Source organism: Terriglobales bacterium (genome assembly GCA_035691485.1).
Classification (GTDB): domain Bacteria; phylum Acidobacteriota; class Terriglobia; order Terriglobales; family Acidobacteriaceae; genus JAIQGF01.
Genome location: DASSIZ010000033.1, coordinates 101,253 through 112,036, shown reverse-complemented (window position 1 = coordinate 112,036; position 10,784 = coordinate 101,253). Strand labels below are relative to the sequence as shown.

The window sequence follows — 10,784 nt, the reverse complement described above, 5'->3', positions numbered from 1 at the left end:
CCACGGTCTCAGCGAAAACGTCGGCAAGCTCTCGCTGTTGCACGCCCCATTTTTCCTGGGCCTGGTAACGGGCGGCGCCATGATCTACTGGTTCACCGGCGCTTCCACCCAGGCGGTGAGCACCGGCGCCTACCGCGCCGTTGAGTTCATCAAGGCCAACATCCGCCTGGAAGGCGTGGAGAAGGCTTCGGTCAGCGACAGCAAGAGAGTGGTAGAGATCTGTACCCAGTACGCCCAGAAGGGCATGTGGAATATCTTTCTTGCGGTGTTCTTCGGGACGCTGTGCTTCGCCTTCGTCGAGCCGTTCTTCTTCATCGGCTACCTGATTGCGATCGCCATCTTCGGCCTCTATCAGGCGATGTTCATGGCCAACGCCGGCGGCGCTTGGGACAATGCCAAGAAGATCGTCGAGGTCGAGTTGCAGCAGAAAGGCACCGACCTGCACGCCGCTACTGTCGTGGGTGACACCGTTGGTGACCCCTTTAAGGACACCTCCTCGGTGGCCATGAACCCGGTCATCAAGTTCACCACGCTGTTCGGCCTGCTCGCGGTCGAATTGGCAGTGAAGCTGACTACCGAAGCAGGCTCGGGGCTGACCCACATCCTTGCTCTCGGCTTTTTTGCTGTCTCTTTTTTCTTCGTCTACCGCTCGTTCTTCGGCATGAGGATCGGCGGCTTGGAGAGCGCGAAAACGGCGGTTGTGGAGAAGGAAGAGACGATGGCTCATCGATAACGTGCTTTTCAGGCACCGGCCACCGACCAGGGCCGATGGTCCTCGGTCGATGGCCGCTGAGGGTCGGTGTTGTCATCGGCTATCGACAATCGACTTCCTCTGCCGACAGGCAACCGCACCGGGTAGCCCGAATTACTTCTTCTCCTCTTTCATCGGCTTGGCTGCGGATGCTTTGCCTTTCAACTCGACCAGGATCAGCTCGAGAGGTTTGTCGCCGGTGTCCTCGGGCTGGTGAGTTACGGCCGGCGTATATCGCGCCTCCCCTGCCTTCCACGACATCGGTTCCTTTTTCCCATCAGGGTAGTTAAATTCTCCTTTACCGTCAGCGAGGAACACCGCCACCGAATTGGGGTGACTATGCATCACGGACTTTTCGTGCGGTCCGTAGTGCACTTTCAGAATCCGCACTTGGTCGTTTTCCTCCACTACCTTGTAATGCTTGGGATCCACCTTGACAGCATCCTGGGCCGACAGGATCGGGGCAAGGCACAGGCACAACGCCACCACCCCATACAGCACTCGTCGCAGTTGCATGTAGTTCTCCTTCTAGTCGTATTGGTTGTTTGTGAAAGCGCAACACGCTACCCGTAGAAGTCCAACGCTGTCAATCGGAAACACTGGGAGACGATCGAGCGCCGGCTTTATTCCAGCTCCAATTCGATTTTCTTTGCCGCCGGGTCGAGGCGGGCGATGCGAAAGCTGCGCACCTGGCCGGAGCTTGGAGCCAGCGCCTTGCTCGTTGATGTTACTTTTGCAGTGCCTTTCCAGCGCGCATTCAGCATCGATGTAAGCGACGACAGATCGGGCTTGGAAGACTGGGGGCTGTCCTCCTCCTTGCCCTTCGATTCGTGCTTGTTCCCCGCTATTTCCGGGATACGGCAGGTGGCATGGATGCCTTCGCCGAGTTCGACCCGGCCTTGCGTGCCTGAAATTTCCATCAGCCTTCCGGTGACGATATCGCCGGGCTTGTGCTCGGCCAGGTATTCATCGAGACCGGTGGCCGCCAGCTGTTTCATGCCGAGCGAGATGCGGCGCTTGTCGCGGTCGAACTCGAGCACCTGGACGCGCACCGTTTGGCCCACGCGCAGTACGTCCTTGGGATGTTCAATGCGTTTCTCGGCGCTGATGTTGCCGACGTGGACCATGCCCTCGACGCCCTCGGCGAGTTGAACGAAAGCGCCGAAACTCGTCAGGCTGGTAACCGGGCCTTCCAGGATGGAGCCGGCGGGAAAACTTTCCGCGGCTTGCGCCCACGGATCGCCGAGTGCCTGCTTGAGTCCGAGCGAAATGCGCCGATCGGCCAGGTTGACGCCAAGAATGACGGCTTCGACCGTGTCGCCTTGCTTCACCACGTCGCTGGCCTTCTTAATTCGCTTGGCCCAAGACATTTCAGAGATGTGAATCAGTCCTTCAACGCCGGGCTCCAATTCCACAAAAGCGCCGAAATCGACGATGCGCGTGACCGTGCCGCGCACGCGATCGTTGACCTTGTATTTCTCCGCCGCGGAATCCCACGGATGCGGTTGAAGTTGTTTGAGGCTGAGCGCTATGCGGCGTTTGTCGGCGTCGATCTTCACCACTCGTGCTTCCAGGCTTTGGCCGACGGTGAGAACGTCCGCGGGTTTGTTGACCCGGCTCCAGGAGAGCTCGCCCACATGGAGAAGTGCGTCAACGCCGCCGATGTCCACAAAGGCGCCATAGTCGGTGAGGCTGCGGACGGTGCCGGTTACGGTGTCCCCTTCTTTCAATTCGGAGTAGCGGTGCTGCCTCGAGGCGAAAGCTTCTTCTTCGAGAACGGCGCGACGATCCACCACCACGTCTTCATCGGTAACATCGAGCTTGGTGATGCGGCAGCGGATTTCCTGGCCGACAAGCTTTTCCATTTCGGCGGCATCGCGCGTGCCGGTGCGAGAGGCCGGCATGAAGGCGCGCACACCGACATCCACGCTGACCCCGCCTTTCACCACCGCCGTCACGGTGCCCATGATCGGCGCACGCTCGGCGAAAGCCTGCTGCAGCGAAGACCAGTCGGTGGGACGCTCCACGCGTGAGCGGGAAAGCTGGTAGTAGCCCTCGGGATCGCGTCCGGTCACGGAAACCGCGACCTTGTCGCCGGCTTTTACCGCTTCGGCCGATTCCTGCATCGCGGAAAGCGGCAGGATGCCCTCGGTCTTATAACCGATATCGAGGAAGACGGAGTCGGCGGTGACGGCGACTACCGTGCCTTCCAGTTGCTTGCGCCCTGCGGTAGGCTTGCGCGCGCTTGCCCGCTCGAATTGCTCCAACTGATCAGAGAACGATTCTGGTTCGGACATGGCCATTACGATAGCAGACAGGCCGGTCCGCGTTCACGCGCGCCGGGTTTCGCGTTTACTTGGTTGCCGCTGGCTCGGTCTGCTCGGCGCTTTTGTCTCGCTCCCCGAGCCCGATCAGCATCGACATGTCCTTCGGGTAAACGACATCGCGTCCGCGGGCCAGGAAGTGCGAGTAAATCGACATCGACGCCCCGTAAACACCCATCCCGGTGCCGAGAGCGCGTGAGTGCGCGAGCGCGCCCGCGATCATGCCAACCGCTTTGAACCCGGAGGCGCCGGTCGCGACTGAGCCCCCTGCGTCACCGCCGTTGCCTCGTCCGAGGTCGCGATCATGGTCGGGTGAAGCGGAGGCCGCCGCGAGCGCGACCGCGATGCCGGTGTTCAGGTAACGAGTCTTGGGAGTGGTGACCTGTGCTCCGCCTTCGGAGTCGAGCGCCAGATTCTCGCTCCGGCCCACCGATACGCCCTCCAGGCTGGCTTGGATTTGCTGCGCGATTCCGCTGGGCGGTACCAGCTGATGAAATACGATGCGCAGCTGCCCGTTGCGTTCGAAGCGGCGCGCCGCGCGCGCTTGCAGCACGGTGCCTTGCAGGCGGGTGCCCTGGGGAACGTAAAGACGATGCTCGACGATCAGCGGTTCGGTGATCACTGCTTCCACGCTGTCGCCCGCCTTCGATGTCGCGGAGCTGAGCGGTGTCACTAGTACGGCATGGACCACCGTACCGGTGGGCGGCGCGCTGCCGATGGTCATCAGCGCTTCCGGTTCGATCGCCTCGGCGCCGAAATTCAGCGGTTGCCGCAGGTCGGCGTTAAAGGCGGTCCCAGCGTCCAGGTATTGCGGACGATACGGCAACTGGGCCAACCCCATGCGCTCGACACGATGCACCTTGCCGGGCTCGTGCAGTTGGCGTTTGGCGAAGTCCCACTCCTGCTTGGCCTGTTGCCGAGCTTGTTGAATCTTCTTCGCTGCCAAATTTTTCCCTTTGCCAAAGGTGCCGGCCGGCTCGGCGGCAGGAACGAACTCCAATACGCCGCGTGATGCGGGCGATACGTCGGCGTCGAGCGGCACCTCTCGGCCGTCGGCCAGGCGCAGCGAATGAAATTCCACGTGCGCGGCGCGATACGGCGACAGGTCGGCATTCATGGCGGAAAGAATGCGCGTCTTGGTGGAAACGCGATTGATGGCGGAGATGCTGCCCAGAACCTCTGTACCGGCGGGCACGACCATGCGATCAAAAGCGAACAAAGGCTCCAGCAGTTTTCCGTGGACCTCGTCTCCGACGTGGTGAATCCGCACATCTTTGTCGAGGCCAACTTTCAGAGGTGTTCCTGCCGGCACGGACAACGGAACCAGGGCGGGCGCTGGCTCGGCTACCGCCGTCGCGGGCGCAACCGGGGCGGGCGCGGTGGAGCGCGGGGTCAGGACTTGGGCCCATCCGGCGCTAGACAAAAACACCACTCCAACGACGCTGACTAAGGTCGTTTTCACAAGAACTCCTTCGATGAGGTTGAGCACGCCCCGGCTGGTACCAGTTTACACGGTTTTGCACGGGGTAGCGCTCCGCTAGTCGCGAGATCGCCGGCACGGGCCCGGCAGCCGCCCCTGGACATCAGTGGAGTTCAGCGATGAGTTGAGCGGCAAGTCGCTGCTGACGCTCGGAGTCAAGCTTGCGACGCTCCGAGGTGAGATAGAAAACATCCACTGCCATGTGTCCCTGGGTGTCGATGAGCGCGACCTCGATATTGCATTGTTCGGCAGCGAGCAGGGAAGCGACGTCGTAGAGCAACCCGGGCCGGTCCTGCGCGATGATCTCAATCACCGTGCTGTGCGATGAGCATTGCCCGTCGAATTCCACTTTGGGCTCGATCTTGACCGGCGGTGTGCCGGGCCGCTCGCTCCTGAGCCGGTTCAGCACCAGCTTTTCCAGGTTGGCTTCGCCGCACAGAACTTCCTCCAGGTTGCGCTTGAAGCGCTCGCGCTCGGGCGGATTCATGGTCAGGGTTCCGAAGCGGTCGGAAAAATGAAAGGTGTCCAGGATGATTCCGGAATTGTGGGAGAAGGCATCCGCCTTGATGATGCTCATGCCCCAGGCAAAGAGAAATCCGGCGATGGTGGCAAACAATCCGGGCCGGTCTCCGGTAACGACCGTGAGTTCGAACAGATCGCGATTCAGGTTCAGCGATAGCTGGATGGCGCCATTGCGAAGCTGCGAGACGAGCTGAAAGTGGAACGCGGCCTGTTCGGCGTAAGTGCGCAGGTAACGCTGCGGCAAGCCGTTGAGGAATTCACGGATTTCCGTGGCCCGATCGGGAAAGGTGGAGATAACGCGCGCCACCTGGGCTTCGTCGCCGTGGACCCGCTCCTGGTCCACGCTGTGGTTGAGGCGCCGCACGGTGGCGATGTAAAGCTGCCACAGCATTTCGGCTTTCCACGGCGTGAGCGCGGCCGGGTTCACCGACTTAATGTCCGACCAGGTGAGCAGGCACAGCATTTGCAAGCGCTCGGGCGTGCCGATTTTGTCCGCCAGGTTGCGGATGGTTTCGCTATCGAAGATGTCACGGCGCAGTGTCGCCGACAATTCCAGGTGATTGGCGATGAGAAAAATGACGGTCTCGCGCTCGTGTTCGTTCAGCCCCAGCCGCTCCAGGATCCCTTCCGCAATCGCAACACTCGATTGCACGTGCTGGTCTCCGGGGCCGCCTTTGCCCAGATCGTGCAGCAGGACGGCAAGGTAGAGCAGATCGGATTCCTTGACCTCGCTGAGCATTTCCGCGAAGCGGCGCTCGCGATCGTCGTCCGAACCGTTTAACCGCTGCAGATTTTCGATGGCGAGAAAGGTGTGCTCGTCCACCGTGTAGCGATGGTAGAAATCCCGTAGCACCAGCGAATCGACCAGCTTGAATTCAGGAATGATTTGCGTCAACAGGCCGAGCGAATGCATGGCGCGCAAGGTCGGTGCGGCGTGCGGCGCCAGCAGGATTTCCCGCAGGTGAGACCACAGCGCGGGGCCGCGCGGGAGTCGCTCCGCGATTGTCGGGAGCACCTGTTCGGCGCGGCGCTCCGTGTCAGCGCTGAGCTTGAAACCGTGGCGCGCGATGAATCCGAACAGGCGGAGCAGGAGGTCGGGATCGGAGATGGCGGTAGCCTGCTGCAGGAAGACACGCCCGCCAACTACCGAGAAATCCTGGTTCGAAACCCGCGAACGCCACTGCTGGAATTGCTGGAATAGCGAGGAACGCGCCGGTGGAATGTCTTCCAGCACCTGGCTCATGAAGCGATGAATGGCGCGGGCGTGTTGGAAATACGTACGCATCCACGAGGCCGCATCGACGGCGGCCCGGTTGGACAAGCCGATCCCGCTTGCAGCGGCCTGCTCCTGCGCGTCCCAGGTGAGCTTGTTGTCATCGCGGCCATGCCGGTAGTGAAGAAAACAGCGCACGTCGGCGAGGAATTCGCAGGCGCGCCCGAACTGCACCTGCAACGCGGAAGGCACCAGTGACGCGCGATCGGGCCAGGCGCGCTGCTTGTCGAGGGCGGCGATCAGCGCCAGCCAGTACGCGGTGTGCTGGTCGCGCAGGCCGCCAGGGCATTCCTTCACATTGGGCTCGAGATGAAAAATCGTGTTGCCGAACTTGCCATGGCGATCACGCGCAAGCTGGGCAACGCCTTGCACCAGGGATTGCCATTCCCGGCGCACCAGGCGGGGGAGCAGATCGTCGTGTAGCTGCCGAAAGAGCGCCGCGTCACCGACAAGAAAACGGCAGTCAAGCAGCGAGAGCGCGCCTTCTACGTTTCCTGTGTCGAGGCGATCACACTCCCCCAGCGTGCGCATGACCGGGCTCGCCCGCAGCCCGGCGTCCCAGAGTTCGCGGCAGAGCGTGCTGATGTTGAGTTTGACCGCAGTCGGCGGCGCCTCGGCGCACAGGAACAGAAGATCGATGTCGGAGTGTGGGAAGAGTTCGCCGCGTCCGAAGCCGCCAATGGCGGCGAGCGCGAAGCCGCGGGCTTCTTCGCCGAGCATGGTGCGCCACAGCTTAACCACCAGGGTTCCGGCCAGTTCGGTCCGTTGCTGGACGGCGAGCCGGCCGTTGCCGCTGAGTTCGAAGCCGCGCGCGATGCGTGCCGTTTCCGAGGCGTAAAACTTATCGAGCGCGCCGGTGCTTGAGGCCGTGGACATGGAATTCCTCTCCGGCGGACGCGGTCATAAGGCGGTGACTCCCCGCTCTTCATTGCGAATGCGAATGGCTTCGTCGACGCGGGAGAGGAAGATCTTGCCGTCGCCGATTTTGCCGGTGCGGGCGGCATTCAGGATGGCCTGCACGGTGTTGTCCACGAGTTCGTCGTTGAGCACGATCTCGATCTTGATTTTGGGCAGCAGGTCCACCGTGTATTCGCGTCCGCGGTAAAACTCGGTGTGGCCCTTTTGGCGGCCGTGGCCGCGGGCCTCGATCACGGTCATGCCGTCCACCCCGATTTCCAGCAGCGCGTCTTTCACCTGGTCGAGGCGGGACGGTTGGATGATGGCTTCGATTTTTGTCATAGAAACTCGTCGTCGATGATCGGTAATCGGTGATCTGGAGGCACCTGAACACGGAACCTGAACGCGTTGAAATCCCGAAAGCCTGCAGCCTGCAGGCCCGAGGGCTGCGTTATGGCGTCGTGGCTTCCCAGTAATAGCCTTCCTCTCCGTGCTGCGTCAGGTCGAGGCCCTGGGCTTCTTCCTCGGCGGAGACGCGCAGGCCTACGACCAAATCTACGAATTTCAAAATGATCAGCGTCCCCACGATGGCAATTACCCACGCGATCGCGATTCCGGCCAGCTGGTTTCCCACTTGGCGCCAGTTGCCGTCGATCAAGCCCACGGCGCCGGCATTGCCCTGCGCGTCGTGGAACATAGGGTTGACCATGCGCGAGGCGAAGATGCCGGTGAGCAGCGCGCCGATGGTGCCGCCGGCGCCGTGGACACCGAAGGCGTCGAGGGAATCATCGTAGCCAAATTTCGTTTTCACCTTCGCCACCATGGCGTAGCAGGCAATGCCTGCGATCAGTCCCATGAGCAGCGCCGACATCGGTGAAACGAAACCGGCAGCGGGTGTGACGGCGACCAGTCCGGCAACCGCTCCGGAGATCGCTCCCAACGCGCTGGGCTTTCCGTTGCGAATCCATTCCGCCGCCGCCCATCCTAAGGCAGCGGTGGCCGCGGCAAAATGCGTGGCCACGAACGCGCTGGTGGCTAGACTTCCGGAACTGAGCGCGCTGCCCGCGTTAAAGCCGAACCAACCCACCCACAGCAGGCAAGCGCCGATGAAGCTCAGGACCACGCTGTGCGGCGGCATCAATTCCTTAGGGTAACCGAGACGGCGCCCCAGATAAGTGGCGCAGATGAGGGCAGACACGCCCGAGGTGATGTGAACCACCGTCCCGCCGGCAAAATCGAGTGTGGGAAAACGCCCGCCCAGGGCCGCGTTCAGCAGTCCACCCTTGCCCCACACCATGTGCGCCATCGGCGAATAAACCAGCAGCGACCATAGGATCATGAACAGCGCCATGGCGCTGAACTTCATGCGCTCGGCAAACGCGCCGGTGATTAATGCCGGCGTGATGATCGCGAACATCAACTGGTAAATCATGAACGTCTGCTGCGGGATCGTCGCCGAGTAATCGGCGTCCGGGGCAGCGCCGACTCCGTGCAGGAATGCGTGGCTCAGCCCTCCAATGAAGCTATTGCCCGGCGCGAAGGCGAGGCTGTAGCCGATGATCGCCCACAGCACGGTGACGATGGCCATCATGGCAAAGCTTTGCATCATCGTGCTCAGCACGTTTTTCTTACGCACCAGGCCACCGTAGAAAAGCGCCAGTCCCGGCCCGGTCATCATCAGCACCAGCGCGGCGCACATCAGCATCCAGGCATTGTCGGCGGAACCCTTGGCCTCGGCCACCTGCTGCTCGAGCTTTGCAATGCGGTCTGCCGGCGACTGGACATCCGCCAGCAGGGCGGTAATTGCCGTAATCGGAGGGGCCGTCGTGACGGCGAACGCCGAGCCTGTGGAACAAAGTATGAGAACCGTTACCACTGCCTTGATGCACAAATTCCGCATCGCAAAAACACTCCTACGATCGTTTGCCGGCGAAGGCGTATCGGAGAGAAATCCGACATCGAGCCTAACCTGTGGGGAAGGCGCCGGTCGAATTCATAAATTCAATCGAGCAGATAAATGGTTCTTATGGCAGTCGATAGTCCCAACCAGCGGCCGACGACTGGGGACGAACGGCTGCTGATAAGCTACCTGGGTGTCGCGCTCGGTGAAGGCCCACATTCTGCTGGTGCTGGTGACGCTGGTCTGGGGGGCGACCTTCGTTCAGATCAAGGACGCTCTGCGCGATATCTCGCCGCTGCTGTTCAACGCGGTCCGGATCACGCTGGCCTCGGCACTCTTGGCGTTGTTCTACAGGAGGGAGCTCGCTGCCATGTCGCGTGATGCGGTTCGCGCTGGCGTGCTCGTGGGTATCCCGCTGTGGCTGGGGTTCTCCTTCCAGACCACGGGCCTGCGCTTGACCACGCCGTCCAAGTCGGCTTTCTTAACCGGTTTTTCCGTGATTCTTGTGCCAGTACTGCTGGCGCTGGTCTGGCGCAAGAAAGTGAACGCCTGGACGGTGGCGGGCGTCTTCATCGCCTTTGTCGGTCTTTATTTCATGACGGTGCCGGCTGCAAACGGGAGCGGTTGGAACCTGGACAGCATCAATCGCGGCGACCTGCTGACCATAGGGTGCGCGGTTATGTTCGCGCTGCAGATCATCTTTATGGGACGCGCCATGCGCAAGCACCGCTTCGAAGGTGTCGCCACGGTGGAGGCGATTACTTGCGCCGCCATGATGTGGGCAAGCATACCCGTGCTCGAGCATGCGCATGCGCTCTGGTCCGGGCGCGTCATCGCGGCGATCCTGGTCACGGGAATCCTCGGCACCGGTGCGGCATTCACCATTCAGGCTTGGGCACAGCAATTCACCCCGCCCACGCACACGGCGCTCATCTTTCTGCTCGAGCCGGTGTTCGCGTGGATCACTTCGTATATCGTGCTGCACGAACGGCTGGGCATGAGAGCCGGCGCCGGCGCAGTGATGATCTTGGGCGGGATCGTGGTGTCGGAGATCAAGGGCAGCGAGGCCGAGCTCGAAGCGGAACTCGGAGAAGAAGTCACCCCGAGTGCCTGACACCTCTGCGCAACCTGTCCCGTGAATCTTATGGTTCCTCCCGCGAGGTTTCTTAGACTTTTCCATCCCCTGTACGTCTAATCAAAAAGAGGGAATTTCGCAAACCTCCGCCGCTGTAAACACGTATTCATGTTCATGGGCGAACCTTCAGGTATATCAGTGGAGGATCCGAGTGCTGTTCGAGATCGATGCTGCTTCTGATGTTACGGTGGTGCGCTGCTCAGGCCGGATCGTTCAGGGTGACGGGCGGGATGACCTGGTCGATGCGGTGATGTCGCAGGATTGCCCTCATATTCAGATTGATCTTCGCCGCGTCACTGCCATCGATGCCAGTGGGTTGGGAGCGCTGGTGGCGTTAGAGCGCTGGGCCAGGGACGGCGATCGCAAGCTGGAGCTGATCAATCCGTCAAAACGGGTTCGCCAGACCCTGGAGGCCACCAAGTTGAATTCAGTGCTGCACATAACCCCGTCCCAGGGGCGTGGACAGGCGGCGTAGTCATAGCTGGCGAATTTGTTCGGCAGA

9 protein-coding genes are annotated in these 10,784 nt (G+C 61.4%); 3 read left to right on the top strand and 6 right to left on the bottom strand.

Annotated features, from left to right (window positions below; genetic code table 11):
• Nucleotides 1–733, top strand: a 733-nt coding sequence (locus tag VFI82_04615) for a sodium/proton-translocating pyrophosphatase (protein HET7183942.1), incomplete at its 5' end; no start/stop codon positions are given.
• A gap of 132 nt (nucleotides 734–865) precedes the next feature.
• Here VFI82_04615 and VFI82_04610 read toward each other — a convergent pair.
• The 6 genes from VFI82_04610 to VFI82_04585 form a co-directional block, all read right to left on the bottom strand.
• Nucleotides 866–1,267: a cupin domain-containing protein gene (locus VFI82_04610; GenBank protein HET7183941.1), complete on the bottom strand. Its 402-nt coding sequence runs from the start codon at nucleotides 1,265–1,267 to the stop codon at nucleotides 866–868.
• Between the two features lie 107 nt (nucleotides 1,268–1,374).
• Nucleotides 1,375–3,048 (bottom strand): 30S ribosomal protein S1, encoded by a 1,674-nt coding sequence (locus tag VFI82_04605; GenBank protein HET7183940.1) that lies wholly within the window; start codon nucleotides 3,046–3,048, stop codon nucleotides 1,375–1,377.
• A gap of 55 nt (nucleotides 3,049–3,103) precedes the next feature.
• Nucleotides 3,104–4,537 carry a hypothetical protein gene (locus VFI82_04600; GenBank protein ID HET7183939.1) on the bottom strand — a complete coding sequence of 478 codons (1,434 nt, stop codon included), beginning with the start codon at nucleotides 4,535–4,537 and terminating at the stop codon, nucleotides 3,104–3,106.
• 121 nt (nucleotides 4,538–4,658) lie between these two features.
• A complete protein-coding gene (gene glnD / locus VFI82_04595; GenBank protein HET7183938.1) occupies nucleotides 4,659–7,226 on the bottom strand; it encodes a [protein-PII] uridylyltransferase in 2,568 nt (855 codons plus the stop codon).
• Between the two features lie 24 nt (nucleotides 7,227–7,250).
• Nucleotides 7,251–7,589 (bottom strand): P-II family nitrogen regulator, encoded by a 339-nt coding sequence (locus tag VFI82_04590; GenBank protein ID HET7183937.1) that lies wholly within the window; start codon nucleotides 7,587–7,589, stop codon nucleotides 7,251–7,253.
• Nucleotides 7,590–7,698: 109 nt separating this feature from the next.
• Nucleotides 7,699–9,147 carry an ammonium transporter gene (locus VFI82_04585; GenBank protein ID HET7183936.1) on the bottom strand — a complete coding sequence of 483 codons (1,449 nt, stop codon included), beginning with the start codon at nucleotides 9,145–9,147 and terminating at the stop codon, nucleotides 7,699–7,701.
• Nucleotides 9,148–9,340: 193 nt separating this feature from the next.
• Between VFI82_04585 and VFI82_04580 the strand changes: the two genes are divergently transcribed.
• On the top strand, nucleotides 9,341–10,261 hold the full coding sequence (locus tag VFI82_04580; GenBank protein HET7183935.1) for a DMT family transporter: 921 nt from the start codon (nucleotides 9,341–9,343) through the stop codon (nucleotides 10,259–10,261).
• 172 nt (nucleotides 10,262–10,433) lie between these two features.
• Complete coding sequence (locus VFI82_04575; protein ID HET7183934.1) at nucleotides 10,434–10,757, top strand: STAS domain-containing protein; 324 nt, start codon at nucleotides 10,434–10,436, stop codon at nucleotides 10,755–10,757.
• The last annotated feature ends 27 nt before the right edge of the window (nucleotides 10,758–10,784 follow it).

Excerpts from the sequence above, each read along its gene's own strand:
- VFI82_04610 (HET7183941.1), bottom strand. The coding sequence starts at position 1,267 with ATGCAACTGCGACGAGTGCTGTATGGGGTGGTGGCGTTGTGCCTGTGC.
- VFI82_04605 (HET7183940.1), bottom strand. The coding sequence starts at position 3,048 with ATGTCCGAACCAGAATCGTTCTCTGATCAGTTGGAGCAATTCGAGCGG.
- glnD (HET7183938.1), bottom strand. The coding sequence starts at position 7,226 with ATGTCCACGGCCTCAAGCACCGGCGCGCTCGATAAGTTTTACGCCTCG.
- VFI82_04590 (HET7183937.1), bottom strand. The coding sequence starts at position 7,589 with ATGACAAAAATCGAAGCCATCATCCAACCGTCCCGCCTCGACCAGGTG.
- VFI82_04585 (HET7183936.1), bottom strand. The coding sequence starts at position 9,147 with ATGCGGAATTTGTGCATCAAGGCAGTGGTAACGGTTCTCATACTTTGT.